The organism is Mesorhizobium sp. BR1-1-2, from assembly GCF_020165435.1.
Lineage (GTDB): Bacteria > Pseudomonadota > Alphaproteobacteria > Rhizobiales > Rhizobiaceae > Mesorhizobium.
Map to the genome: position 1 here is coordinate 1 of NZ_JAIUID010000014.1, position 25,323 is coordinate 25,323.

22 protein-coding genes are annotated in these 25,323 nt (G+C 62.6%); 12 read left to right on the top strand and 10 right to left on the bottom strand.

Translation table 11 applies throughout. The features are described 5' to 3' along the window. Positions 1-189 precede the first annotated feature (189 nt). Positions 190-1,314: a helix-turn-helix transcriptional regulator gene (locus LB551_RS24045; RefSeq protein ID WP_224660631.1), complete on the bottom strand. Its 1,125-nt coding sequence runs from the start codon at positions 1,312-1,314 to the stop codon at positions 190-192. A gap of 187 nt (positions 1,315-1,501) precedes the next feature. Here LB551_RS24045 and LB551_RS24050 point away from each other — a divergent pair, with 187 nt between their 5' ends. The 7 genes from LB551_RS24050 to LB551_RS24080 all read left to right on the top strand — a co-directional run bounded on the left by LB551_RS24050 (position 1,502) and on the right by LB551_RS24080 (position 8,995). Next, entirely contained in the window at positions 1,502-1,972 is a 471-nt protein-coding gene (locus LB551_RS24050) for a cupin domain-containing protein (protein WP_224660632.1), read from the top strand. A 577-nt stretch (positions 1,973-2,549) separates the two neighbouring features. Next, a complete protein-coding gene (locus LB551_RS24055) occupies positions 2,550-4,115 on the top strand; it encodes an FAD-dependent monooxygenase (protein ID WP_224660633.1) in 1,566 nt (521 codons plus the stop codon). Positions 4,116-4,287: 172 nt separating this feature from the next. Beyond that, complete coding sequence (locus LB551_RS24060; RefSeq protein WP_224660634.1) at positions 4,288-4,986, top strand: DUF2161 domain-containing phosphodiesterase; 699 nt, start codon at positions 4,288-4,290, stop codon at positions 4,984-4,986. Positions 4,987-5,031: 45 nt separating this feature from the next. Next, positions 5,032-5,439 carry a DUF930 domain-containing protein gene (locus LB551_RS24065; protein ID WP_140548530.1) on the top strand — a complete coding sequence of 136 codons (408 nt, stop codon included), beginning with the start codon at positions 5,032-5,034 and terminating at the stop codon, positions 5,437-5,439. A 195-nt stretch (positions 5,440-5,634) separates the two neighbouring features. Further along, complete coding sequence (locus LB551_RS24070; protein ID WP_224624583.1) at positions 5,635-6,321, top strand: TerC family protein; 687 nt, start codon at positions 5,635-5,637, stop codon at positions 6,319-6,321. A 157-nt stretch (positions 6,322-6,478) separates the two neighbouring features. Continuing rightward, positions 6,479-7,792, top strand: coding sequence for a 30S ribosomal protein S12 methylthiotransferase RimO (gene rimO, locus LB551_RS24075; RefSeq protein ID WP_140548528.1), 1,314 nt, complete (start codon positions 6,479-6,481; stop codon positions 7,790-7,792). 99 nt (positions 7,793-7,891) lie between these two features. Further along, positions 7,892-8,995, top strand: a complete 1,104-nt coding sequence (locus LB551_RS24080; protein ID WP_224660635.1) for an acyltransferase family protein — start codon at positions 7,892-7,894, stop codon at positions 8,993-8,995. 46 nt (positions 8,996-9,041) lie between these two features. On the opposite strand, the gene LB551_RS24085 is transcribed toward LB551_RS24080, so the two are convergent. The 8 genes from LB551_RS24085 to LB551_RS24120 form a co-directional block, all read right to left on the bottom strand. Continuing rightward, entirely contained in the window at positions 9,042-10,109 is a 1,068-nt protein-coding gene (locus LB551_RS24085) for a BMP family ABC transporter substrate-binding protein (protein WP_140548524.1), read from the bottom strand. Between the two features lie 51 nt (positions 10,110-10,160). Beyond that, complete coding sequence (locus LB551_RS24090) at positions 10,161-11,081, bottom strand: ABC transporter permease (RefSeq protein WP_224624585.1); 921 nt, start codon at positions 11,079-11,081, stop codon at positions 10,161-10,163. After that, complete coding sequence (locus LB551_RS24095; protein ID WP_140548520.1) at positions 11,081-12,211, bottom strand: ABC transporter permease; 1,131 nt, start codon at positions 12,209-12,211, stop codon at positions 11,081-11,083. Before LB551_RS24095 ends, LB551_RS24090 begins: the two co-directional genes overlap by 1 nt. Continuing rightward, positions 12,208-13,785 (bottom strand): ABC transporter ATP-binding protein, encoded by a 1,578-nt coding sequence (locus LB551_RS24100; protein WP_224660636.1) that lies wholly within the window; start codon positions 13,783-13,785, stop codon positions 12,208-12,210. Before LB551_RS24100 ends, LB551_RS24095 begins: the two co-directional genes overlap by 4 nt. Before the next feature lie 215 nt (positions 13,786-14,000). After that, on the bottom strand, positions 14,001-14,978 hold the full coding sequence (locus tag LB551_RS24105) for a quinone oxidoreductase family protein (protein WP_224660638.1): 978 nt from the start codon (positions 14,976-14,978) through the stop codon (positions 14,001-14,003). Positions 14,979-15,004: 26 nt separating this feature from the next. Next, on the bottom strand, positions 15,005-15,823 hold the full coding sequence (gene pcsA / locus LB551_RS24110; RefSeq protein ID WP_318012756.1) for a phosphatidylcholine synthase: 819 nt from the start codon (positions 15,821-15,823) through the stop codon (positions 15,005-15,007). Next, on the bottom strand, positions 15,820-16,434 hold the full coding sequence (locus LB551_RS24115; RefSeq protein WP_140548513.1) for a DUF1326 domain-containing protein: 615 nt from the start codon (positions 16,432-16,434) through the stop codon (positions 15,820-15,822). Before LB551_RS24115 ends, pcsA begins: the two co-directional genes overlap by 4 nt. A gap of 14 nt (positions 16,435-16,448) precedes the next feature. Further along, on the bottom strand, positions 16,449-17,345 hold the full coding sequence (locus tag LB551_RS24120) for a DUF2182 domain-containing protein (RefSeq protein ID WP_224660639.1): 897 nt from the start codon (positions 17,343-17,345) through the stop codon (positions 16,449-16,451). 112 nt (positions 17,346-17,457) lie between these two features. On the opposite strand from LB551_RS24120, the gene LB551_RS24125 reads away from it, so the two are divergent. Both LB551_RS24125 and hspQ read left to right on the top strand, forming a co-directional pair. After that, a complete protein-coding gene (locus LB551_RS24125) occupies positions 17,458-18,672 on the top strand; it encodes a UbiH/UbiF family hydroxylase (RefSeq protein ID WP_224660640.1) in 1,215 nt (404 codons plus the stop codon). Between the two features lie 160 nt (positions 18,673-18,832). Continuing rightward, positions 18,833-19,156, top strand: a complete 324-nt coding sequence (hspQ, locus tag LB551_RS24130) for a heat shock protein HspQ (protein ID WP_181169261.1) — start codon at positions 18,833-18,835, stop codon at positions 19,154-19,156. Between the two features lie 75 nt (positions 19,157-19,231). Here the strand turns inward: hspQ and LB551_RS24135 are convergent, their stop codons facing one another. Then, positions 19,232-19,861 carry an invasion associated locus B family protein gene (locus LB551_RS24135; protein WP_140638130.1) on the bottom strand — a complete coding sequence of 210 codons (630 nt, stop codon included), beginning with the start codon at positions 19,859-19,861 and terminating at the stop codon, positions 19,232-19,234. Positions 19,862-20,086: 225 nt separating this feature from the next. Here LB551_RS24135 and LB551_RS24140 point away from each other — a divergent pair, with 225 nt between their 5' ends. The 3 genes from LB551_RS24140 to LB551_RS24150 all read left to right on the top strand — a co-directional run bounded on the left by LB551_RS24140 (position 20,087) and on the right by LB551_RS24150 (position 25,182). Continuing rightward, on the top strand, positions 20,087-21,907 hold the full coding sequence (locus LB551_RS24140) for an extracellular solute-binding protein (protein ID WP_224660641.1): 1,821 nt from the start codon (positions 20,087-20,089) through the stop codon (positions 21,905-21,907). Between the two features lie 71 nt (positions 21,908-21,978). Next, positions 21,979-22,659, top strand: a complete 681-nt coding sequence (locus LB551_RS24145) for a DsbA family oxidoreductase (protein WP_140548506.1) — start codon at positions 21,979-21,981, stop codon at positions 22,657-22,659. 618 nt (positions 22,660-23,277) lie between these two features. Continuing rightward, positions 23,278-25,182 carry an ABC transporter ATP-binding protein/permease gene (locus LB551_RS24150; RefSeq protein WP_224660642.1) on the top strand — a complete coding sequence of 635 codons (1,905 nt, stop codon included), beginning with the start codon at positions 23,278-23,280 and terminating at the stop codon, positions 25,180-25,182. Positions 25,183-25,323: the final 141 nt, after the last annotated feature.

Sequence of the window (25,323 nt, forward strand, 5' to 3'; positions counted from 1 at the left end):
CATCAACACCTCCCGCAAAGCGAAAAGTGTTACCCATGTGTCCGGTACGTTTCGTCACCTATGTCTCGGGTCGTTCAAAAAAACTTTCCCGCGCGTGCAGTGCCACTGCGTAGCGGTTCCACGGGGCATTCGAAGCGCTGGATTGCTGCTCCTGCGCTGGTCTTCGCAGCTTCCATGCGCTGCGTTAGCCTATTGTCGGACGTAAGGCCCGCTGGCGGCGATGAGGCGCACCAACTCTGCCTGTCGCCGCGTCTCCGTCTTTTCGAATACGTGCTGCAGGTGGGTGCGCGCGGTCGTCAGGCTGATATCAAGTTCATCCGCAACCGCCTGCAGCCCTTCGCCGCGTGCGATCGCCATGGCCACGGCCGCCTCGGCTGGGGTCAGCCGATAGAGATTGCGCAACTGGTCCTGGGCCGTCCGCGGCGCGTTGTCCGGATCGGCCACGAACACGATCGCGGCTGGACGACCTGTCACGAACCACGTCGACTCAATGATCAGCGGGGCTATCAAAACGCTCAGTGGCCGGCGCGGCCCCGGTCGCCCGAGCGCCATTACGCCGCCTGCGGCGTCCGCTCGCTCCGCGGCTGTGGCGATCAACCGCTGAAGTTGCGCGGCATCCGCTGGCCTGCTTGCGCGCAGCGCCGTTTTTTCAGTCCTGATCCCGTCGGCTTCGGCGAGCAGCGCCTCGGCCGTCCGATTGGCGAACAAAATATCCCCGTTCGCGGCGACGATCAGTACGCCCTGGGCGACGCGATTGAGCGCCTCGGCGTTGGCATTCCTGGAGATATCGGAGCGCGAGAGCCGCAGCCTCACGCTCGCCGCGCGGACCAAATGCGGCCCGATGCGGCGCAGCCGGTCGAGGTGCTCGGGCTCGAACTCACCGGCCGTCCTGGCACGTCCGCAGGTGAAGACGACGCGCATGTCCGGCTCGTTGGCGAGCACGACCCCGATCGGGTGGCACATGTCGCCGGGCCGGCAGAAGTCATTGTAGAATTCGGAGCGCTGATAGACTTCGCGCGGCAGGAGGTTCCACACCGGAATCAAGGTGCCCGCATGCAGCCTGGCGACGCGCGGCAGGAACACATTGGTCTTGTGGTAGTACTGCGCGTAGGTGAGGTCCGCCTCCGGCGGCATGCGTACAGAACTCGCTTCGCTGCGCAATGTCCTCGCGTTCTGGAATGTCAGCTTGGTGGCGGCGCCCTCGAGGAAATCCGACAGGGCTTCGAGAACCTGCGGCCAGCGGCCGGGCTCGAGCGCCGCATCATAGACCTGCCCGACCAGTCGATCGAAGTCGTGGACGCGCGCTTCTGACATCTGTCTCGGCCGGAATTTACCGCTCCATCATCCGACGGGACTTGCAGTTTGCCGCAAGCCGGCTTCAGTGACAACCATTTCTCCGCCGGTCCGGCGCCCATCTCATATGTTCATACGAGGCACCGACCCGAAATTGGGGATAGCTATCCGTGACGATGCAAAGCCATTTCTTTCACGGGAGACTCGGATGCAACAGCTGTGGCGGGATATGCAAACGCGGGTAGCACCTGGTACCCAAACCGACTGGAATGGTACGCACTACGAAGCGCTTCTGACCCAACGCGAGACCGGCGGCAAGTTTGGCGCATTTGCATCCGATGCTGGTCGGGGCCATGGACCGCCGCGCCACCGTCATCCCAAGTCAGATGAAATCTTTGTCATTCTCCAGGGGCGGCTACGCTTCTGGTGTGCCGGCGAAGCTTCCGAACGCACCGCCGGAGAACTATTCTACATTTCCGCTGGCGTAGAGCACACGTTCGTCGTCGTTGAGCATGCACGATGGATCGCCATCCTGTCCCCGGGCGGTCTCGAGAGTTTTTTCCCGACGGTTGCCGCGCAGGGGCTAGAGATTCCGCGTGATCTCGCGGAAGTCAAAGCAATCGCGGCCCAATTCGATATGGAGATTACCGGGCCACCTTTAGCCATCCCTGGACCATAGGCGTTACCAAGCCACGGGCAGTTGGTGATGACGGATTGCGCCGCTATCCTCCCGCTTGTGGCAGATCGAATTTTCGTAGGCGAGGTAGTAGCGATTGTGCGGACGTTGGCCTGGGCGCGACGGATGTCGCTGCGGCACTCGAACAATTCAAGCTCGGAGAAGTCGTCACAAAGCGCGAAAGCCGTCCACCGTCAGGAAGCCCTTAGGGTTGTGCCACGGGAATGGCGCCTGGAATGCATTCCATTCAAGTCGACCGACGGCGAAACTGCGACGGGATGAACGACTCGGGCGGCGCTTCGTTGATTGGTTCAAGCCTGAGCGCGTATGATTCCGTTCGGCATCGGCCGCAAGCCCCTCTGTTGCGGATCGCTCACAGCAACGCTATAAGCCGGTGTCGGAAAAGGCAGACTTGGTTTGGTAAGCCCAAGTCCTTTCGGTAACGAAAGCTCTGGTCTTTGGCCTCCCGCAGGAGATCCCCACGACGAACATCGGACGCTTCCCGCGCGTCCAATCGTTCGTCCGTGTGGTTCTCAAATCCGAGGAACGCTCCGGTCGAACATCGACAAAGGAGCAGTTCATGCACAACCGCCATCTCGATTCCCATGACGTAATAATTGCTGGTGCAGGCCCTGTCGGCCTGTTCCTCGCTTGTGAGTTGCGCCTCGCCGACCTCTCGGTGCTGGTGCTGGAGCAAGCCGAAGACCCGCACTCCCCGTTGAAGCGGCTTCCGTTCGGGCTGCGCGGCCTCTCGGTTCCCACCATCGAAGCCCTCTACCGTCGCGGTCTGCTGGACGACATCGCCGCTCAACAGAATGCGAAGGATGGAACGGGCAATGGTGGCGCTGCGACTGGCGCGCACTGGCTGAATCAACCGCGCCGTCCGGGCGGCCATTTCGCAGGTATCCAGTTCTTCCACGATGCTATCGACGCCGCGAAATGGCACTACCGCCTGCCAGGTTCGGCCACCGCCGCAATCGCGGTCGAGATGGCGCATCTCGAGTCCGTCTTGGCCGCGCGCGCAATCGCAATCGGGGTCGAGATCAGGCGCGGCTTCGGTGTTGAGGATTTCGATCAGACGCATGAAGGCGTGACCGTTCGCGCCGGCGGTGAGATTTTTCGTGGATGCTGGTTTGTCGGCTGTGATGGCGGGCGCAGCACGGTGCACAAGGCCGGCGACTTCGCGTTCGTAGGTACCGATCCGGAATTCACAGGCTATTCCGTTCAGGTCGAAATGGCCGATCCGGACAGGCTCACGCCGGGCCGCCACTACACGCCGACCGGCATGTACACCTATCAAAAGCCCGGTACCGTCGCGATGGTCGAGTTCGATGGCGGGGCTTTCCACCGAACCCAGCCAATCACCTGCGACCACGTGCAGGCGGTATTGCGCCGAGTGTCCGGCGCGGACGTCACGCTGACGGCCCTCAAACTCGCCGCCACCTGGACGGATCGCGCCTACCAGGTAACGACCTACCGCAAGGGACGAGTGCTGCTTGCCGGCGACGCCGCGCATATCCATTCTCCCTTGGGCGGCCAGGGCCTCAACCTCGGGCTCGGCGACGCGATGAACCTTGGCTGGAAGCTGGCCGCCACGATCCGCGGCGACGCGCCGGACGGTCTGCTCGACAGTTATTTCAGCGAACGCCATCCGGTCGGGGCGCAAATCCTCGACTGGTCGCGCGCCCAGGTCGCGCTCATGCGGCCAAGCCCGGCAACGCGCGCGCTCGAAACCATCATCCGCGACCTGATCGACACGCGCGACGGCGCGACATATTTCGCCGAACGGGTATGGGGTATTTCTCTTCGCTACGATCCTGGCGGCGGCCACGGGCTGGTCGGGCGCAGTGTTCCCGATTTCGAGCTGATCGAAGGAAGAAAAATCGGCGAACTCCTCAGCCCGGGCAAGGGCCTGTTCCTTGACTTTGACGCTCGCCCATCGCTTGAAGCGCTTGCAGGTCGTTGGGGTGACCGGATCACCTACATCGCCGGCAACGCCAGGGATCAGCTGGGCTTGAGCGCCGTGCTCGTGCGCCCCGATGGCTTCGTGGCCTGGGCCGGCGAGGATGCCCCCAACCCGGAGGAAGCCGCCCAAGCCGCATCACGATGGTTCGGCGAACCCAGAAAGGCATGTAGGCCTGCCTGATGAGCCAAACGCTCGGAACGCGACATTGACCGCTGATGAAGTGACCGAAAGCGTCGCGCCGAACGCGGACGTCGGCGTCGGCAGGGTGTGGGACGCCGATGTCGCTTCCTTCATGATGTGGTGAGGGTCACTCCCGAGGCTTTTTGCGCCGAATCGGCTAAGCCTTGAACCCATGAACGAAACCTCACTCTACGCGCCGGTGAAGCGGTTTCTCGAAAGCCTGGACTTTGCCGTGAAGGGCGAGATCGGCGGCTGCGACATCATCGCGCTGCGTGAGGGGGAGCCGCCCGTCGTCGTGATTTGCGAGTTGAAGCTGGCGTTCAATCTCGAACTGGTGCTGCAAGGCGTCGATCGCGCAACCGCCTGCGACGAGGTGTGGCTGGCCGCGCGCATGTCGGCCAGGGGCAAGGGACGCGAGAGCGACGCGCGGTTCCGCAATCTTTGCCGCCGGCTTGGCTTCGGCCTGCTCGGCGTCACGGCGAGCGACCGGGTCGAGGTGATTCTGAGCCCGGTCACAGTCATGCCGCGCAAGAACCCACGGCGCCGCTCGCGGCTGGTCGACGAACATCGCCGGCGCCGGGGCGATCCTGTCGCGGGCGGGGGATCGCGCAATCCCATCATGACAGCGTACCGCCAAAGCGCCCTCGCCTGCGCCGCGGCATTGGCCGACGGGCCCAAGTGCCCGCGCGATCTCAAGGCGTTGACGCCGCTTGCGCCGAAAATCCTGCTGCACAATGTCTATGGCTGGTTCGCGCGCGTCGACCGCGGCGTCTACGATCTGACCGACGCCGGCCGTGCCTCGCTGATGCGTTGGCCGCAGCCATCGCACGATGAATCCCGACACGGGATTTTGAACGCGCCGAGTGCCTGAGCGCGGGACAACGCCCGGCCCTTTGGTTGATTTTTCAGACAAAATATGCTGCTTGTCCCGCCCATGAAGACACTCTGCACGATGGTCATGGCGTTCTTGACCCTGGCTTTTCCGGCCAACGCCATGGACAGCGCCTTGCGCGCCGGCCTCCTGAAACTCGACCCGCAAACCCGCCTCGAACAGCGCTGTGATGCTGAAGTCCTCGACCGCATCACCCATGACGACCGCAAGTACAAGGCGGATCGGGTGGTCGCTTACGCCTTTGCCACGCCCGTCATGAGCGACGACGCCATCAAGAGCCCGGGAGCCGCCTTCCGCAGCAAGGGGCAATGGTACCGGCTGAAATTCAAGTGTGAGACCGCGCCGGACCATATGGAGGTTTTACAGCTCCGCTACCGCATCGGCGACGAGATTCCGGAGACCGACTGGGCAAAATACAATCTCTACGATTAGGCTCTACGGCTAGGTTTTCACTGCCGTTTCGGCTCGCCTGCCGCGATTGTCGAATCCCCTCAATGGCGCCGCTGCAACGAAAGCGGCTTTGCGCGTTGCCCGAAGCGATGTCTTGACGGCAAGGGACCATGCCTTTAGGGCGGGCTGGGCGATCGACAACAAACACTCGGCGAACAGGCAAGGGCTTCCAGGTCGATGGAAATATTTACTGCCGCAGGCTTATCGGCCCTTTTTCAGGTAATCGCGATCGATCTTGCGCTGGCTGGGGACAACGCCATCGTCATCGGCCTTGCGGCGGCCGGCTTGCCGGCCAGTCAGCGCAAACGGGCCATTCTGGTCGGCATCATCGCTGCCACCATCCTTCGCATTTTCTTCGCCCTGATCACGCAATGGCTGCTGACAATTGGCCCCATGCTGCTCATCGCCGGCGGCCTGCTGCTGCTTTGGGTGTGCTGGAAGATGTGGCGGGAGCTGGGTGTCAGTCACGAGCAGGAGCGCGACGCGACCGAAGCGCTGTCGAATGGCGATTTCGACAAGGATGGGACCATCGCCGGCAAGTCGCCGCGCAAGACCTTCTCGCAGGCCGCCTGGCAGATCGTCATTGCCGACGTCTCGATGTCGCTCGACAATGTCCTGGCCGTGGCGGGTGCGGCCATGAACCATCCAACGGTGCTGATCATCGGCCTCGCTCTGTCGATTGCGCTGATGGGCTTCGCCGCGTCCTTCGTCGCGCGCCTGCTGCACAAATACCGCTGGATCGCCTATATCGGCCTGCTGATCATCCTTTACGTCGCCGTGAAGATGCTTCTCGACGGCGCCGTGCAGCAGTTTCCCGACCAATTCGCTTTCCTGGCGCCCTGGTTCGGGTCGAGCGGCCACTGAGCTGGAACCCTGCGCTCGCCGCCCTGTTTGCCTGATCGGGCAAGCCGTGCTATTGCGCCGCCCGACTTGAGCTCCTGCCAGAGCCGTGCAAACCGTTATATGCCGAGACTTCGAGCCGGATCAGCGTTTCCGGTTCACCTCCATTGGAAACTTGCCCATGTCCGCCCCGCGCGTCAGCTTCGTCAGTCTCGGATGCCCCAAGGCCCTGGTGGATTCCGAACGCATCATCACGCGCCTGCGCGCCGAGGGCTACGAGATCGCGCGCAAGCATGACGGTGCCGACCTCGTCGTGGTCAACACCTGCGGATTCCTCGATTCCGCCCGCGATGAATCGCTCAATGCCATCGGTTCCGCGCTTTCGGAGAACGGCAGGGTCATCGTCACCGGTTGCCTGGGCGCCGAGCCCGACGTCATTCGCGAGAAGCACCCCAACGTTCTCGCCATAACCGGTCCGCAAGCCTATGAGAGCGTCATGGCGGCCGTGCACGAGGCGGCGCCGCCCAGCCATGATCCCTATATCGATCTGCTGCCGCCCCAGGGCGTCAAGCTGACGCCGCGCCACTACGCCTACTTGAAGATTTCGGAAGGCTGCAACAACCGCTGCACCTTCTGCATCATCCCGGCGCTGCGCGGCGACCTTGTCTCGCGGCCGGCGGCCGATGTGCTGCGTGAAGCCGAGAAACTGGCCAAGGCCGGCGTCAAGGAGCTCCTCGTCATCTCACAGGACACCAGCGCCTACGGCATCGACATCAAATATCGGACCAGCATGTTCGGCGACCGTGAGGTACGGGCGAAATTCCTCGATCTGTCCGAGGAACTGGGCAAGCTCGGCATCTGGGTGCGCATGCACTATGTCTACCCCTACCCGCACGTGGCCGACGTCATCCCGCTGATGGCCGAGGGAAAGATCCTTCCCTATCTCGACATCCCCTTCCAGCATGCTTCGCCGCAGGTATTGAAGAACATGCGCCGGCCGGCACATGGCGAAAAGACGCTCGAGCGCATTCGCGGCTGGCGCGATGTGTGTCCCGACCTCGCCATTCGCTCGACCTTCATCGTCGGATTTCCCGGCGAGACCGACGAGGATTTCGAGATGCTGCTCGACTGGCTGGATGAGGCGAAGATCGATCGCGCCGGCTGCTTCAAATACGAACCTGTACGAGGCGCACGCTCCAACGAACTCGGCCTTGAGCAGGTGCCGCAGGAGATCAAGGAGGCGCGCTGGCACCGCTTCATGCAGCGCCAGCAGAAGATCTCGGCGACGCAATTGGCCAAGAAGGTCGGCAAGCGCCTGCCGGTGCTGATCGACGAAGCGCACGGCACATCGGCCAAGGGCCGCACCAAATACGATGCGCCGGAGATCGACGGCTCCGTTCACATCCAGTCGCGCCGTCCGCTGCGCGCCGGCGACATCGTCACCGTCAAGGTCGATCGCGCCGACGCCTATGATCTCTACGGTTCGGCCGTCTGAGGACTGCGATTTACCACATTTCGCGATAGTTCCGGCCATTTACCCTGTTTGGCCGCCGCCTGCTTTATGGTTTCCGGACCGTAAACGCAGGGACTAAGGATGGACCCCAGACCTGCCCGCCAGGACTATATCGCGACTCTGGACCTGTTGAGGCTGGCCGCGGCGCTGGCCGTCGTGCTGTTTCACTATTTCTTCCGCGGTGCGGCAGCAGACGGCTTTCTCACGGACGGCTATCCTCATGCCGCGCCGCTCGCTCTGTACGGCTATCTCGGCGTCAATCTTTTCTTTCTGATCAGCGGCTTCGTCATCGCGTGGTCGGCGGAAGGCGGCGGCTGGGAAAGGTTCGCCGTCGCGCGTTTCGCGCGTCTATATCCGGGCTTTCTGCTCTGCATGACGATAAGCTTCGCGGTTATCGCCTTTTCCGGCACGCCGCTGCTCCCAGCCTCCTTCAGCCAGTATCTCGCCAATCTCACAATGTTTGCGCCGGCCTTCGGCCAGCCTTTCATGGACGGCGTCTACTGGTCGGTCGCGCTTGAAGTGGTTTTCTACGGATGGGTGACGCTGGCCCTCGTTGCCGGCGTTTTCCAGCGATGGAAATTGGCGCTGATCCTCGGCTCGCTGGCGATCGCGGCCGTCAACGAACTCTTCCTCGGCAGCGGCGCGGCGCGGCTTCTGTTTGTCACCGAGTTCGGACCGTTCTTCGCCGCCGGCATGCTGGTCCATCATCTCCACGCGCATGGTCGCTCAATGCCGGCCTTGCTGTTGCTGGCGGCCGCCTTCGTGCTCTCCAGCTATACGCTGTCTGTGACACAACAGTGGATGATCGGGCATTACGGCATCGCGGTCCCGTCCGCCCATCTCGTGGCCGCCAACGTGGTGATGCACGCGGCGCTGACCGGCGCTGTCCTGCTGCGCGACCGGATCAGACCGTCGCCGCTCACATTGGCTCTGGGCGGGCTGACTTATCCGCTTTACCTCCTTCACCAGAATGCCGGCTATCTCTTCATCAACGCCTTGACGCCGCTGGCCGGCAAATGGGTTGCAGCGTGGACCTGTGTGGCGCTCATGGTTTTGGTGTCGTGGGCGATCTGGCGCTATTTCGAGCGGCCGGTGCAGCGTTGGCTCAGGATCCGGCTCAGCCTCGTGGTGGACGCCGGCCTGGTGCGGTTTCGCCATGTCTCGGCGGCGCAAGCCGCCGAATGAGAAAGGGCGCCTCGCGGCGCCCTTCCCTGTCGAACGTAGGTAGAGCCTATTGCGGCAACTTGTCGTCGACGCCCTTGACGTAGAAATTCATGCCGAGCAGCGTCCCGTCATCGGCGACCTCGCCGTCCTTCAGCCATGGCGAGCCGTCCTGCTTGGCGATCGGTCCGGTGAAGGGGTTCCAGCCGCCGGCGATCTTCTTCTCGGTCGCCTCGGCCATCGCCTTCACGTCGTCGGGCATGTTGGTGTAGGGCGCGAGTTTCACCGCGCCGTCCTTGATGCCGAGCCAGACATTGTCCGGCTTCCAGGTGCCGTCGATCGCTGCCTGAACCCGGCTGATGTAATAGGGTCCCCATTCGTCGGTCAGCGAGGTCAGCTGCGCGTGCGGCGCGAACTTGATCATGTCGGAGGACTGGCCGAAGCCGTGCAACTTGCGCTCCTCGGCCACCTGCAGGGCCGCGGTCGAATCCGTGTGCTGGACGATGATGTCGGCGCCCTGGTCGAACAGGGCCTTGGCCGCGTCGGCTTCCTTGCCCGGATCGAACCAGGAATTCACCCAGACGATCTTGGCCTTGAAGTTCGGATTGATCGACTGCGCGCCGAGCATGAAGGAGTTGATGCCCATCACCACTTCCGGGATCGGGAAGGAGACGATGTAGCCGGCGACGCCGGACTTCGATTCCTTGGCCGCGATCTGACCGAGCACATAGCGGCCTTCATAGAAGCGCGCATTGTAGATGCCGAGATTGTCCGCCGTCTTGTAGCCGGTGGCGTGCTCGAACATCACCTTTGGGAACTTCTTGGCGACCTTCACTTCGGCGTCCATGAAGCCGAAGGACGTGCCGAAGATGATCTTGCAGCCCTCGCGCGCCAGACGCTCGAAAGCGCGGTCGGCATCTGGGCCTTCGGAAACGTTCTCCAGATAGGCGGTCTCGACCTTGTCGCCGAGCGCCTTTTCGACTTCGAGACGGCCCTGGTCGTGCTGGTAGGAATAGCCGAAGTCGCCGATCGGGCCTGTATAGACCCAGCATGCCTTCAGCTTGTCGGCGGCCTCCGCGGACGCGGCCAGCGAAAATGCCGCTGTCGTCGTCATCAGGGCAATAAGCAGTTTTTTCATCGTGTTACCTCTCTGAGTTAAGCCTTGGAGCTTCCCGTCTTGTTATTGTTGTCAACGATCCGGAACGAATGGCTGCCCCAAGGAAGCCGGTGTGTTCATCATCGTCAGACGCTTGTTGCGCGAGATTAGAACGAGAACCACGACCGTCGCCAGATAGGGCAACGAAGAAAGCAGTTGCGAAGGCACTGGAATGCCAAAAGCCTGTGCATGAAGCTGGCCGATCCACACCGCGCCGAAGATATAGGCGCCCGCCAGCACCCGCCACGGCCGCCAGGACGCGAACACCACCAGCGCAAGCGCGATCCAGCCGCGGCCCGCGCTCATGTTCTCGACCCACTGTGGCGTGTAGACCAGCGAGAGATGGCCGCCGGCAAGACCGGCGCAGGCGCCGCCGAAGATCACCGAGAGATAACGGTAGCGGATGACCTTGATGCCGAGCGCATGCGCCGAGGCGTGACTGTCGCCGATCGAGCGCAGTGTCAGCCCGGTGCGCGTCCTGAACAGGAACCACATCACGGCGGCCGTCAGTGCGATGGAAATGTAGAAGACCGGATCCTGGCCGAACAGCAGCCGGCCCACGACCGGAATGTCGCTGAGGCCGGGTATATACAGGTTCGGCAACCTGACGCCGGGCTGGCCGACGAAACTGGTTCCCATCATGCCGGAGAGGCCGAGGCCGAGCAGCGTCAGCGACAGGCCGGTCGCCACCTGGTTGGTGGCCAGCGACAGCGTCATGACGGCAAACAGCAGCGAGAACAGCGCGCCCATGGCGACGGCCGCCAAGAGCCCGATCCAGGGCGAGCCGGTCAGATAGCCTGCGCCGAAACCGCCGACCGCGCCCATGATCATCATGCCTTCGACGCCAAGGTTGAGCACCCCGGAGCGCTCGACCACCAGTTCCCCGATCGCGGCAATGAGCAGCGGCGTCGCCGCCGTGGCGATGGTCAGGAGGATGTTGACGGTGATGTCCATCAGCGGGCTTCCTTCAACTTTGGCGCGGCCTCGAGCTTCGCGGCACTCTCCGATTTGGTCAGCGCCAGACCGATCAGCCGGATGCGGTAATGGATGAGCGTGTCGCATCCGAGCACGAAGAACAGCAGCATGCCCTGGAACACGCGCGCCACCTTGTCGGAGATGCCGAGCGCGCTTTGCACCGCCTCGCCGCCGAGATAGGTCAAGGCCAGCACCAGGCCCGCCGCGACGATGCCGAGCGGATTGAGGCGGCCAAGGAACGCCACGATGATGGCGGTGAAACCGTAGCCGGGCGAAATGACGGGCTGAAGTTGCCCGATGGCGCCGGAAACTTCCGATATGCCGGCAAGCCCGGCCAGCGCACCCGACAACAGGAAGGCGAAGAACACCATGCGGTTGAGGCCGAAGCCGGCGAAGCGCCCTGCCCGCGGACTGGAGCCGAGCACGCGGACCTCGAAACCCTTGAGCATTCGGCTCATCATCAGCCACACCAGCACCGCCGCGACCAGCGCGAACACGAAACCCCAATTGGCGCGGCCGGCATCGGGCATCAGCTCCGGCAGAATGGCCGAGTCGCCGAACTGGATGGTCTGCGGGAAGCCATGGCCCTGCGGGTCGCGCCACGGTCCGCGCACCAGCCAGTCGAGGAAGAGCTGTGCCACATAGACCAGCATCAGGCTCGTCAGGATCTCGTTGGTGCTGAAGCGGGTCTTCAGAAATGCGGGGATAGCCGCGTAGGCGGCACCGCCGACCATGCCCAGCAGAAGCATCAACGGCAGCACCAATGGGCCCTCGAACCCAGGAAACAGCACCGGAACGGCCGAGCCGAAGATGGCGCCGAAGATGAACTGGCCTTCGGCGCCGATGTTCCAGATGTTGGCCTTGTAGCAGACCGACAGGCCGACCGCGATCAGGATCAGCGGCGCCGCCTTGATCGCCAGCTCGTGCAGTTGCCAGACCTGGCTGATCGGTTCGATGAAATAGATGTTGAACGCGCTGAACGGATTGACCCCGAGCAGCGCGAACATGATACCGCCCGCGATGATCGTCAGCGCGAAGGCGATGAATGGCGACAGCATCGAAAACAGCGCCGAGCGCTGCGGCCGTTTGACGAGTTCGAGGCGCATCATGCCGTCTCCAGCGTGTGTTCGGCGTGGCCTGGTTCGGCGCCGCCCATCAGCAGGCCGATCTTTTCGAAGGTCGCCTCGGCGATCGGCAGCGGCCTGGACAGCTCGCCATTGTGCATCACCGCGATCGCATCCGATATCTCGAACAGCTCGTCGAGATCCTGGCTGATGACCAGCACCGCCGAGCCGCTGCGGGACAGTTCGATGAGTGCCTGGCGGATATGGGCGGCGGCGCCTGCATCGACACCCCATGTCGGCTGGTTGACCACCATGACATCAGGCCTGCGGTCGAGTTCGCGGCCGACGATGAATTTCTGCAGATTGCCGCCGGATAGCGCTGCCGCCTCCGGATCGGGCGCGCTCTTGCGCACGTCCATCGCCTCGATGATGCGTTGGGCGGCGGCGTAGACGGTGCCGCTCTTGACCATTCCGCCCGTGCCGACAAAGGTCTTGCCGTCGGTGGCATGGCGCGACAGGAGCAGGTTTTCCGAAAGCCTCATGCGCGGCGCGGCGCCATGGCCGAGGCGCTCTTCCGGCACGAAGGCGGCGCCCAGCAGCCGGCGCCCGGTGATGCTGAGGCTGCCTGCATCCTTGCCGCGGATGCGCACCGAGGCACCATCCGGCTGCAGGACTTCGCCGGAGACGGATTCGAAGAACTCGCCCTGGCCGTTGCCGGCGACGCCGGCGATGCCGATCACCTCGCCGGCGCGGACGGTGAGGTTGATGTTCTTCAGCGGGATCGAAAACGGCGTCGCCGGCTTGCGGCTGAGGCTGCGGATTTCGAGCAGGGACTGCGCTGTTTCGATGCCCGCGACCGGCGCCCGCACCACGGCCTGCACTTCGTTGCCGACCATCATGCGAGCCAGCGACGAGGCTGTTTCCTCGCGCGGATTGCAGTGGCCGACCACCTTGCCGTGCCGCAGCACGGTGGCGCGGTCGCAGATCCGTTTGACCTCCTCCAGCCGGTGCGAGATGTACAGGATCGATTTGCCTTCCGAGCGCAGACGCTCCAGCGTCTCGAACAGCTTGTCGGCCTCCTGCGGCGTCAGTACCGAAGTCGGCTCGTCGAGGATGATGAGTTGCGGCGTCTGCAAAAGGCAGCGGATGATCTCGATGCGCTGGCGCTCGCCCACCGACAGGTCGCCGACCAGCGATTCAGGATCGAGCGGCAGGCCGTAGCTGTAGGAAAGCGCCCTCGCCTTGGCCGCGATGCTGCTGATCGGCGAACCGTCATCCAGGGAAAGCGCGATGTTCTCGGCCGCCGTCAATGCCTCGAACAGCGAGAAATGCTGGAACACCATGCCGATGCCGAGCTTTTTCGCGACGCCCGGGCTGGTAATTCGGACGGCCTGGCCATTCCAGAATATCTCGCCGGAATTGGGTTCCAGCGAGCCGAACAGCATCTTGACCAGCGTCGATTTGCCGGCGCCGTTCTCGCCGAGCAGCGCGTGGATCTCACCCTTGGCGATGTCGAGGTCGACATGATCGCACGCCGTCAGCGTGCCGAAAATCTTGGTAAGGCCGCGAACCTCAAGCAGATTCGCTCCGTTATGATTTGCACTCACAGTGCCTCCCATCCGGGTTCCCGGATATGTTCTGTGTTCCCGCAAGCATCGTATGCGCGGCCAGCTCCCATGCGAAAGCAGCACTCGACTTGAAAGAGCTTCAAGAATTTCAGCGGAAACTCAAGGGTAAAGATCAGCCTTCTTCATGCAACCATGCAGCGGGCCGGCTTTTCGCGCAAACCGTGCCCGCACCTGCGGCAGAGAGCTGAAAACCAGGGCAGTTCCCGTCAGGGAACCAGTATGGTCGTGCCCGTGGTCCGGCGGCCTTCAAGATCCGCGTGAGCTTTGCCCGCGTCCTTGAGTGCATAACGCTGGTTGATCTTGATCTCGACGGCGCCGCTAAGCACGACCTTGAACAGGGCCGCGGCCGAGGCGTCCAGGTCCTCGCGTTTTGCATTGTAGACGAACAATGTCGGCCTTGTGGCGAACAAGGACCCTTTCTGCGCCAGCAGCGACATCGAGAATGACGGGATCGGACCCGAGGACTGGCCGAAGCTGACGAACATGCCGAGCGGCTTCAGGCAGTCGAGCGAGGCCGGGAACGTGTCGTTGCCGACGGAATCGTAGACGACGTCGCATTTCCTGCCGCCGGTGATGGCCGCGACGCCGGCGACGAAATCCTGCTCCTTGTAGTTGATGACATGGTCGAAGCCGTGTGCCTTGGCGAGCTCGATCTTGTCGGTCGAGCTTGCCGTGCCGATAACGGTCGCGCCCAGATGCTTCGCCCATTGGCCGAGAATGAGCCCGACGCCGCCGGCTGCCGCATGGAACAGGATGGTGTCGCCTGCCTTGACCTTGAAGGTCCTGCGCAAGAGATATTCGGCGGTCATGCCTTTCAGCATCATCGCTGCCGCCTGCTCGTCGCTGATGCCCTCCGGCACCTTGACGACCTTGCTGGCATCGATGACGCGCTCCTGCGCATAAGCGCCTGTGGTGACGGCATAGGCGATCCGGTCGCCCGGCTTCAGCCAGTCGACGCCCTCGCCCACTGCCAGCACCAAACCGGCGGCTTCGCTGCCGGGGATGAGCGGAAACCCGCCGGGCGGCGGATAGAGACCGGAGCGATGATAGACGTCGATGAAATTGAGACCGATTGCCGTGTGCCTGACCAGGATCTGCCCCGATCCCGGTTGCCCGGGATCGGTGTCCTCATAGGCCAGGACTTCCGGACCGCCATGGGCGTGGATGCGGATTGCTTTGGGCATGGTAGGCTTCCTTGAGAAATGGCCGATCAGGCTTTCTTGGCACCGAGATTTGGAAAGAACTGCATGATGCCGCCGATACAGGCGAGATAGAGCCCGGTAACGGTAATGCCAATCTTTATGAAGGTGCTGACCTGCGCGCCCAGCACGCCGATCTGGTCATAAAAGGCCGCGAGAGCCGCCTGCGCCAGCGCCAGCGCGCCGAAAGCGCACCACAGAAGCGTCATTGCGAGATTGATGGGCCGCAGCCGCACCACCCGCACCGGATGAATGAAATTGATCGGCACGAACGTCAAAATGCCGGCCACAACCACCACCGCGAACGAGACCCATTGCCCCGGCTCGATGACAAACAGCGTGAACACCACCATGTTCCAGACGACCGGAAATCCCTTGAAGAAATTCTCCTTCGTCTTCATGCCGGTGTCGGCATAGTAGATAGCGCTGGACACCACGATGATGGCCGCCGACAGGAACGACAGGCCCTCGCCCATGAAGCCACGCTGGTAGAGTGCGAAGGCCGGGATCAGCACATAGGTGACGTAGTCGATGATGTTGTCGAGGAGTTCGCCCGACCATGTCGGGAGGATCTCCTTGACATCGAGCTTACGCGCGATCGGCCCGTCTATGCCGTCGACGAACAGCGCCAGCCCCAGCCACCAGAACATGGCCGTCCAGCGTTCCTCGCTCGCCGCCACCAGCGACAGGAAGGCGAGGAACGAGCCCGACGCCGTCAGCAGATGGACTGAGAAGGCCCTTGCCTGCGGCCAGGTGACTTTCTTCTTCGGCCGCGGAATCCGGTCGGCGATTTTCTTGGCGGCTTTCCTGGCCGTTGTGTTCTTGCTCACGGGCCCTGCCAGTCCAGCTTGCAGATTTCGGCTGAACGGCCGCCGAAATTCCAGTTGCGGCCAAAGGCTCGCATCTTGCTCTTGTCGGACTTGGCCACGATGATCTCCGGCGCGATCCAGTATTCCGAATTGCTGATCACCGTGTCCTTGTCGCGGTCCTTGCCGACAATTGGCGTGACCGCCCCGTCGATGATCTTCGGTATCTGGAAGATACGCGTCTTGTCGCGTGTCTCATAGGTGATCGGCACTTGTTCGACGCCGAGAAATTTGCCGACGAGGATCGAAAGCAGCGAGGTGGTCCCGCCCGCCTTGCCGGTGAAGATCTTCGTCAACGCCTTGACCGCGTAGATCGAGGCCCTGATGTCGATGAACAGGCCGGCGGTCCAGTTGCCGCGGCTCATGTAGCCGGGGATTTCCATGATCAGTCCGAGATTGAGGCCTGACAGGTCGACCTCTCCGAAATGACCGGCATCGATACGGAAACCCGCCCAGGTCTGGCAGTAGCCTTCGGTCGGAGGATGGCTGCCTAGCGACAGCACGCAAGGGCAAAAAACCGTGCAATTGCAGGAGAGTACGAGCTCCCCTTTCATTGCCCAGCTCGGATCCGTCATCGAGTTTCCCCCACTCATAGCGAGACTAATAGCAGCGCGGCCGCCCAGACAAGCAGTATCGCACCGGCCAGCCGGGTTGGAAGCCTGCTTGCGGCTTGTTTTTCGATCAGGGTGAACAGGCCGATCAGCGCCATCCAGAAGACGTTCATCACGCCCACGGCGAACATCACCAGCATCAATGCCCAGCAGCAGCCAAGGCACCAGACGCCTTGCGCGACGCCGAGCCGGAAAATGGCTGTAGGCCGCGCGCTCCAGTTGGAAAACAGGATCGCGAACGGGTTCCTGCATTTCTTCAGGCAGGCCTCCTTCAAGCCGCTGAACTGGTAGAAGCCGGCAACCAGCAGGGCGACGGCACCGGCAATGCCCAGGACCGGATCGAGCATCTGGCCTGACGAGGCGAACGCATCGAGGGCGAGCGTCAGCGCCGCAAGCCCAGCCGACGCGGCCAGCCATATCGAGAGATAGCCTGATACCAGCACCAGCGGATGGACGACCGGCTCATGCCTGATCCTGGCCGTATCGGCAATCTCGCAATAGGTTCGGATCATCGGCGCCGCCGAGGGCAGCATCGTCGCGGTCGCCATCAGGAACCACATTGCCGTCAGCGCACCGGCGCGCGGGCCGATATCTCCGTCCAGCGGCGCGGCCGAGAGGCAGAGGGCGAAGAACCGGGCCAGGGAATCGGGCAACGGGAGCTGCGGCAGGGTTTTCAACAAGGCGTCGCCGGGCGCGCCGATACCCGCGGCGCGTCCCTCCGCGGCGCGGATCGCCATTGCCGCCAGGGACAGCCAGGCAAGCAGGATGCCGCCGCCGACGACGAGGTTCACCGTCAAACGCGGGTTGCGCGCAATATCGGCCGTCGCACGGCCTGCGCTGTCGAGATGGCTGAAGTCGTCCTGACGGCCGGTCATGACATTCGAATGGGCCGAATCGCCACGTTGATCAAGCCTTATGACCTGACCTATATGCTCATCGAGTGGCGGGGCGCGCGGGCTGCCTCGCATTGCAAGCCGGAAGCCGATCTTGGAGCATCAGAAAACAGCACGGATACTCATCGCAGGCACGGGGCCCGCAGGGTTGATCGCCGCGCTCGGTTTCGCCGACGCCGGCTTCCCGGTGACGCTCGTCGGGCCGGAGGCATCCGCCCCCGATGGCCGCACGACGGCGCTGATGAACCCTGCTTTGAAGGTGTTTGAGCGGCTGGGCGTCCTCGCCGACATCAAGCCACAGGCCGCGCCCCTCAAGGTGATGCGCATCGTCGACGCGACAAGCCGGTTGATCCGCAGTCCGGTCGTCACCTTCCGCGCCAGCGAGATCGACGAGGATCAGTTCGGGCTCAACCTGCCCAACAGCGTCCTCATTCCCGCGCTCGCCGGCAGGGTCGGCGCGCATTCCGGGATCGCGTGGCTGACATCCATGGTCAACGCCTGGCATCTCGGCGCCGACAAGGCTCGCGCCGCCCTCGCCGACGGCAGCGTGATCGAAGCATCCCTGGCGGTTGCCGCCGACGGGCGCCTGTCGCCGGCGCGTCAGGCGGCGGGCATCTCGACCGCCGCACGGACTTATCCCCAGGCAGCGCTGGTGCTCAACTTCTCCCACAGCCGCGACCATGCCTTTACCTCGACCGAGTTCCATACCGAAACCGGTCCGTTCACGCAGGTTCCGCTGCCCGGCAACCGCTCGAGTCTGGTCTGGGTGGTCAAGCCCGAGACCGCCAAGGAACTCGCTGCGCTGGATGATGCGACGTTATCGCTGCGGGTCGAACAGCGGATGCAGTCCATGCTGGGCCGGGTCACGGTCGAGCCGGGCCGGCAGGTCTATCCGCTCGCAACCGCGACGCCGCTGCGTTTTGCGCGCGACCGGGTGGCGCTTGTCGGCGAAGCCGCCCACGTATTTCCCCCGATCGGCGCACAAGGGCTTAACCTTGGCATTAGGGATATCGACGATCTTATTGGAATCGCGAATGAAAATTATGAAGACCCAGGGGCCGCGAAAGCCCTCGCCGTCTATGACTTCAAACGCCGGCCCGATATTCTGGCGCGCAGCAGCGCGGTCAATCTGCTGAACATGTCGCTGCTTTCCGACATATTGCCGGCGCAGATGGCGCGCGGCGCCGGGCTCGGCGTGCTTGGCGGTTTTGCACCGCTTCGCGCTTTCTTCATGCGCGAAGGGCTCCGTCCCGGCAGCGGGTTTGCGGCGCTTGGCGGTGGCCTGGGGAAGCAAGCGCGCCAGCGGTGAGCTTGCGAACACATTTGCTGCCGGCAGGCATCGATGGCCGGCAGCTCGCCCAAAATCTTTGCTCCGCATCATAGGCAGCTCGAGGACGCACAAACGCTTCGGGATTGAATTGACTCGGAGTCTGCGCCAAATAAAGCTAAGGAATTCAGTGGTGAGTACGATGAAAACAGCCAAATTCGCGATCGGACAGGTGGTTCGCCATCGGCTGTTTCCGTTCCGGGGAATCATTTTCGACGTCGATCCGCAATTCGCCAATACGGACGAATGGTACGAGGCCATCCCCGTCGACGTGCGCCCGCGAAAGGACCAGCCGTTCTACCATCTGCTCGCCGAGAATTCGGAAACCGAATACATTGCCTATGTGTCCGAGCAGAATTTGCTTGAGGACCAGTCGGGAGAACCGGTCCGCCATCCACAGATCAACGAGATGTTCGACAAAAAGCCGGACGGGCGCTACGAGCCTAAACGGCAGTCCAGGCACTGATCAGCGAGGTCAGGTGCAGAAGAAAAAAGCGGGGCATGACCCCGCTTTTTTGTGGCTTGAGAGTGCCCGAACCGATCAGTTCGCGGTCTTCGCCTTGTCCTGCTCTTCCTTGAGCTTCTTGGCGAAGTCCTGGTTGTTCTTGGCGACGAAGTCCTGGAGCTTCTTCTGCCGGTCCTCGATGTCGGACTGCTGCAGCGGCGGGCCGTCATAGGCGCCGCTGAAGCCCTGCAGCGCGACCTTGATCGGATTGGGCTGGTTCTGGAAATTGATCGAGGTCAAGGTGATCGCCTGGCCCTTCTTGAAGGAGGCGACGAGCTGGTCGGTCAGCGGTACTTCCGCAACGCAGCGGTCGGGGAAGCAGACCACATATTCGAGCTTCTGCGTCTTGCCGGTATCGATCTGGAGGCCGATGCCGGCACCAACCAGACGACCGGTCGGAACCGTCACCTGGAAGACCTTGCGGTTCACCTTGCCTTTCAGCTCGATCAGGCTCACGCCGGTGACCAACTGACCGTTGCCGGCGGTGGTGATGTTCTGCACGTTGCAGATGTCGACGTCTTCCTGCTTTGTGCAAGCCTTGAACCAGCCCTGCGGGATCTGTTGTTGCTGCTGTGCGGAAGCAACGGGAATTGCCGCGCCCAGAAAGCCGATCACGCCAGCGGCCATGACCGACAGGCGGTACGCATTGCTGTTCAGGCTCGTCATGTCGTGCACTTCCTCTCAAATGATCCCGGGGGCCGGCTTCTTCGCGCCATGTGGTCCAGCTACCTGTTGCCGAAATGAGGCAACAGAATGACTTCGGACGGCGTGTTACACTGCAAGCCGTGCCGAATCCAGCCTGCAATCTGCGATTCTTGGCAACGAACATTGGCGGTGCCTCATGCTAGTGTGCGCACCGAATCATCAAGCCGACCCGGTAAGGAGACGGTCATGGGCCGCGTTCTCGTTTGGCTGATCACCGCGACATCATTTTTCGTCCTTTCGTCCCTGCCGGCGGCGTCGGAACCCAGATATGCAATTGCCATGCAGGGTGAGCCGGCCCTACCGCCCGACTATGCGCATTTCGACTACGTCAATCCCGACGCGCCGAAGGGCGGCAGCATCACCTATTGCGTCGTCGGCAGTTTCGACAATCTCAACCCCTTCATCCTGAAGAGCCTGCGCACCACGGCGCGCGGCATGATGGACACGATCTTCGGCAATCTGGTCTTCGAGCCGCTGATGCAGCGCAATGCCGACGAGGCCTTCACGCTCTATGGCTTGCTTGCCGAGTCGGCCGACATGGATCCCGAGCGCAAGAGCATCGAATTCCATCTCAACCCGAATGCCAAATGGTCGGACGGCCAGCCGGTGACGCCGGAGGACGTGCTGTTCACCTATGATGCCTACACGCAGAAGGGCCGTCCGCCCTACAGCGACCGCATGGCCAGGATTGCCAAGCTTGAGAAGACCAGCGACCACAGCGTGCGCTTCACCTTCAACGACAAGGCCGATCGCGAGTTTCCGCTGATCATCGCGCTGACGCCGATCATTCCCAAGCACGCCTTCGACATGGAGACTTTCGACAGGACCACGCTGAAGCCACTGATCGGCAGCGGCCCCTACAGGATCGCACAGGTGACACCCGGTCAGCGTATCGTCTTCAAGCGCAATCCGGATTATTGGGGCAAGGATGTTCCGGCCAAGCGCGGCTTCGACAATTACGACCAGATCACCATCGAATATTTCCTCAACGCCAATGCCAAGCTCGAGGCGTTCAAGAAAGGGCTTTGCGCCATCGACGACGACAGCGATCCGGTTAAGCGCGAACGCGATCTGGATTTTCCCGCCTTCCATAGAGGTGAGGTGGTTGCCGAAACCTTCGACACCGGCATTCCGCCCGTCGTGACCGGTTTCCTGTTCAACACGAGGCTGCCGAAATTCTCGAATCCCGTGGTGCGTCGGGCGCTCGGCATGCTCTACGACTTCGAATGGGCCAACAAGAACCTGTTCGGCGGCAAATACGCGCGCACCATGAGCTACTGGCAGAATTCCGAGCTTTCCGCGCTCGGCCATCCGGCCGACGACAGGGAAAAGGCGTTGCTGGCGCCCTACTCCGGCCGCGTGCCGGCGGACGTCATGGACGGAACCTGGCGGCCGCCGGTGACGGATGGCTCGGGCCAGGACCGCAAGGTGCTGAAAGCGGCCTTCGATCTCCTGAAAAGCATCGGCTACCACCTGCAGGGCGGCACGATGCTCGACCCCGAAGGCAAGCCCTTCGGCTTCGAGATCCTGACGGCCTCGCAGGACGAGGAGCGTCTCGCCGGCATCTACCAGCGCACGCTGGAAAAGATAGGCATCGATGTCTCCATCCGCAGCCTCGACGGCGACCAGATCCAGTCGCGCAAGCAGCGTTTCGATTTCGAGGTGCTGATCGGCTCGAGCGGCTTCAACAATTCGCTGTCGCCCGGCATCGAGCAGATCGGTCGTTGGTCATCCTCCGCCGCCAAGGCTGAAGGTTCGTTCAACCTCGCCGGCGTCGCCGATCCCGCGGTGGACGCTGCGATCGACGCCATGTTGCGCGCCCGCACGAAAGAGGATTATGTCGCCGCCGTGCGCGTACTCGACCGGCTGCTGATCTCCGGCAACTACATGGTGCCGATGCAGCACAACACGCAGCAATGGATCGCTTACTGGAATTATCTGGACCATCCGCGAAAGACGCCCATATTCGGTTACCAGTTGCCGACCTGGTGGCGCAAGCTGAACTGAGCATGGGCCCGAGGAGGGGAAGCCCGGTTCTCGCGGAAGTGCACGGCACCCAAGACGTTCAGGAGATCGAGATGAGCCAAGCGAATGCGATCACCGTTGACGTGGTATCCGACGTCGTCTGCCCATGGTGCTTCATCGGCCAGAAGCGGCTGGACAAGGCGGTCGCCGCCGCCGGCGAGGTGGATGTGCATATACGCTGGCGGCCGTTCCAGCTTGACCCGACCATTCCGCCGGAAGGCAAGGATCGCCGCGAGTACATGCTGGCCAAGTTCGGCAGCGACGAACACATTCGCCAGATTCACGCCCGTATCGAGCCGCTCGGTGAAGCCGAAGGCATTTCCTTCGCTTTCGGCGCCATCAAGGTCGCGCCCAACACGCTTGATGCCCATCGCGTCATTCGCTGGGCCGGTGCGGCCGGCGAAGACGTGCAGAACCGGCTGGTGCGCCGCCTGTTCCAGCTGAACTTCGAAGAAGGCGCCAACATCGGCGATCAGGCCGTGCTGGTCGAGGCGGCGCGCGAGACCGGAATGGACGCATCCGTTGTCGAGACGCTCTTGCCGACCGATGCCGATGTCGAGGCGGTTCGCACCGAGATCGCCACGGCCTCGCGCATGGGCATATCAGGCGTGCCGTGTTTTCTGCTGGAGGGCAAATATGCGGTGATGGGCGCGCAGGACGTCGACACGCTCGCCGACGCCATCCGCCAGGTAGCCGCCGCCAAGGCGCGTGGCGAACTGGAAAAAGTCGACTGAGCCCGATCCTCAACGCAGGATTTTCAAAGCAGCCCTGCCCGGGCGTGAGGCAACGCCTGACCCCGGGGGATCCGCGCTTGCGTTGGCTTTCCCGGCGTCGCGGTCTGCGCTGATGCCGCCGGTCCGGTCGATCGATGGCTGCCCAGCGTCCCAAGGCATTTCCGGACCTCCGGCGTGGACATGCCGGCGAGGAATCAGCCGTCCGGGGCGACATGTTTTCCGGAATTTTTGATTAGCCTGCGATGAAAAGCCGGCTTACCGGGCAGGCCAAGCGGGTCACAAATTCGTGCAAACGCTTTACCTAAGGGAAGGTAGAAACGCGGCGCCACGATACCGCGTAATTACCTGATATCTCTAGCTTAAACCCGCTTTTTATAGGCTTTGGCGCGACGCTCGGAAAGTCAGCCCTGTTGCCCTGCAGCCACGGCCAGCGCTTCAATGTCGCCTGTCCCCTATAAAAATTAATGGAAAATGATCAATTGGTGTTACCATCCGTAACAAAACAAAAAAGGTTTGGGCGGGATTGTGATTCGGGTCGGCAGACCACCGCAACAGTCAGGAACGGATGGACTACACAGCGATGCCGCAAGGCGGCCGCTTCTGACCCCGGTTTCCTCGATGCGCAGCTTCTGGGGCCTGATGCGGGCCTACTGGGTCTCGGACCGGTGGAAGGAGGCCTGGACGCTGACGCTGGTGATCGCGCTGCTCACCGCTCTGTCCAGCAAGGCCGGCGTCTGGTTCGCAGAAGCGTCCGGGGAACTGGTCAACTCGATCGCCTTCTTCCACGACGCCGCCAACACCACCCCTCTCCAGACGCTTTTGGTCAATGCCGGTATCCTTGTGCTGCTGGTGGTGCTCAAGGACGCAGGCTTCACCGGCATCCGCAATCTCGTGTCGGCAACCTTGCACCGCAAATGGCGCGGTTGGCTCGACAGCCGTTTCAACGAGGCGCTGCTGGACGGCAATCACACCCATTTCCACGCCCAGCATGCCTCGACAGGCAATGGCGCGCCAGCCCCCGACAACATCGATCAGCGCGTCCAGGAATCGATCAAGGACATGACCGGCGGCGCCATCGGACTGGCCATGGGCGTGCTGGGTGTCGCTACTTCGCTGTATTTCGTCGGCCAGAAGCTGCTCGAAACCTCGGTCGAAGTGAAGGGGCTTGAATTCCTCGGCAGTTATGGCAGCGCGATCCTCGCCCTCCTTGCCGTCGCTATCTACGTGCCGCTCAACACCTGGATCGCGATGAAGCTCGGTGGCATGCTCGAGCGTCTCAATGTCAGGATGCAGCAGGCCGAAGGCAGTTACCGCGGCGAGCTGACGACATTCCTGCGCCGCAGTTTCCATGTCGCGGCCTCGCGCGGCGAAGGCGTGCAAAGAACCATGCATGGCCGCCTCTATGGCGATATTGACGGCACTTGGACGCGGCTCAATATCGTCAACACCGTCTACATGTCGTTCGAGCTGATCTACAATTTCATCGGCGCCCGCATTGTTGCCTACGGGCCGGGCCTTGTGCCGTTCATCCACAACGGCTTCGACCTCAAGGGTTACATAACCGGCTCCGAACTGGTCAATTCGCTGATCGGCCAATGTTCGTGGTTCATCCATGTCATGCCCGCAATCGCCACCCTGCGCGCCAACAGCCAGCGCGTCACCGAGCTGGCCAACGCGATCGAGAACGTTCAGCACCCCCAGGAATTCTACAGCCAGAGCGGCCGTTCCGACTTCCGCTACGCCAGTCAGAACCCGGTTTTCGGCTTGACCATCCAGAAGCTCGAATTGGCGCATCAGGGCGAGGACGCAACGCCTTTCCTCGTTGCGGCAAACCTGCGCTTCCGCCGCGGCGAATGGACTTTCCTGAAAGGCGAATCCGGTTGCGGCAAGACCTCGCTGATCAAGGCCATCAACGGCCTTTGGCCGTACGGCCGCGGCACCATCGTCTTCCCCGAAGGGGTGAAGAGTTTCTACGCCGCTCAGGAAGTCAAGCTGCAGCAGGTGACGCTGAAGCAGCTGGTCTGCCTGCCGGGCTCCGAGCACGACCATCGCGACGCGCAGGTCGCGTCCGCGCTGCACAGAGCGGGCCTGGGCGACTTCATCGAGCATATGGCCGACGAAAGCCGCGAAGGCAAAAGCTGGGACCAGGTCCTGTCCGGCGGCCAGAAACAGAAGCTGGTGGTGGCTCGCATCGTGCTCCAGCAACCCGGGCTGCTGTTCCTCGACGAGGCGACCGGCGCACTCGATCCGGAGGGCAAGGTTGCCTTCCACCAGGCGATCAAGGACAACTGCCCCGATGTCACGGTAATCAGCGTCATGCATGAAGCAGTGGCGCCGCGATCGGTCACCGGTGCCGAGTTCTATCACTCGATCGTCGCGATCGCCGACGGCGTCGCCACCAAGAAGCCGCTGGTTCCGAGCCTGCCTCCCGAGCTCACCACCATTCTCGCACAGCCAGGGCCGGTCCCAAGGCCGGTCGACGATAAATGGCTGCGTTTCCCGCGCCGGCTGAAGCAGAAGTAGCCGGACTGGCCGCGGCATAGGCCGGCCAGTCATTTCGCCATTTCTACGCGACACGCCTCAGCGATCACAGTCTCGCGAGTGGGGCATGTTGGCCGCATTTTCCTCGATCACATCGATTGACAGGGCAAGGCGAGCTCCTAT

Coding starts and splice junctions, on each gene's coding strand:
- LB551_RS24045 (WP_224660631.1), bottom strand. CDS start 1,314: ATGTCAGAAGCGCGCGTCCACGACTTCGATCGACTGGTCGGGCAGGTC.
- LB551_RS24050 (WP_224660632.1), top strand. CDS start 1,502: ATGCAACAGCTGTGGCGGGATATGCAAACGCGGGTAGCACCTGGTACC.
- LB551_RS24055 (WP_224660633.1), top strand. CDS start 2,550: ATGCACAACCGCCATCTCGATTCCCATGACGTAATAATTGCTGGTGCA.
- LB551_RS24060 (WP_224660634.1), top strand. CDS start 4,288: ATGAACGAAACCTCACTCTACGCGCCGGTGAAGCGGTTTCTCGAAAGC.
- LB551_RS24065 (WP_140548530.1), top strand. CDS start 5,032: ATGCTGCTTGTCCCGCCCATGAAGACACTCTGCACGATGGTCATGGCG.
- LB551_RS24070 (WP_224624583.1), top strand. CDS start 5,635: ATGGAAATATTTACTGCCGCAGGCTTATCGGCCCTTTTTCAGGTAATC.
- rimO (WP_140548528.1), top strand. CDS start 6,479: ATGTCCGCCCCGCGCGTCAGCTTCGTCAGTCTCGGATGCCCCAAGGCC.
- LB551_RS24080 (WP_224660635.1), top strand. CDS start 7,892: ATGGACCCCAGACCTGCCCGCCAGGACTATATCGCGACTCTGGACCTG.
- LB551_RS24085 (WP_140548524.1), bottom strand. CDS start 10,109: ATGAAAAAACTGCTTATTGCCCTGATGACGACGACAGCGGCATTTTCG.
- LB551_RS24090 (WP_224624585.1), bottom strand. CDS start 11,081: ATGGACATCACCGTCAACATCCTCCTGACCATCGCCACGGCGGCGACG.
- LB551_RS24095 (WP_140548520.1), bottom strand. CDS start 12,211: ATGATGCGCCTCGAACTCGTCAAACGGCCGCAGCGCTCGGCGCTGTTT.
- LB551_RS24100 (WP_224660636.1), bottom strand. CDS start 13,785: ATGGGAGGCACTGTGAGTGCAAATCATAACGGAGCGAATCTGCTTGAG.
- LB551_RS24105 (WP_224660638.1), bottom strand. CDS start 14,978: ATGCCCAAAGCAATCCGCATCCACGCCCATGGCGGTCCGGAAGTCCTG.
- LB551_RS24115 (WP_140548513.1), bottom strand. CDS start 16,434: ATGACGGATCCGAGCTGGGCAATGAAAGGGGAGCTCGTACTCTCCTGC.
- LB551_RS24120 (WP_224660639.1), bottom strand. CDS start 17,345: ATGACCGGCCGTCAGGACGACTTCAGCCATCTCGACAGCGCAGGCCGT.
- hspQ (WP_181169261.1), top strand. CDS start 18,833: ATGAAAACAGCCAAATTCGCGATCGGACAGGTGGTTCGCCATCGGCTG.
- LB551_RS24135 (WP_140638130.1), bottom strand. CDS start 19,861: ATGACGAGCCTGAACAGCAATGCGTACCGCCTGTCGGTCATGGCCGCT.
- LB551_RS24140 (WP_224660641.1), top strand. CDS start 20,087: ATGGGCCGCGTTCTCGTTTGGCTGATCACCGCGACATCATTTTTCGTC.
- LB551_RS24145 (WP_140548506.1), top strand. CDS start 21,979: ATGAGCCAAGCGAATGCGATCACCGTTGACGTGGTATCCGACGTCGTC.
- LB551_RS24150 (WP_224660642.1), top strand. CDS start 23,278: ATGCGCAGCTTCTGGGGCCTGATGCGGGCCTACTGGGTCTCGGACCGG.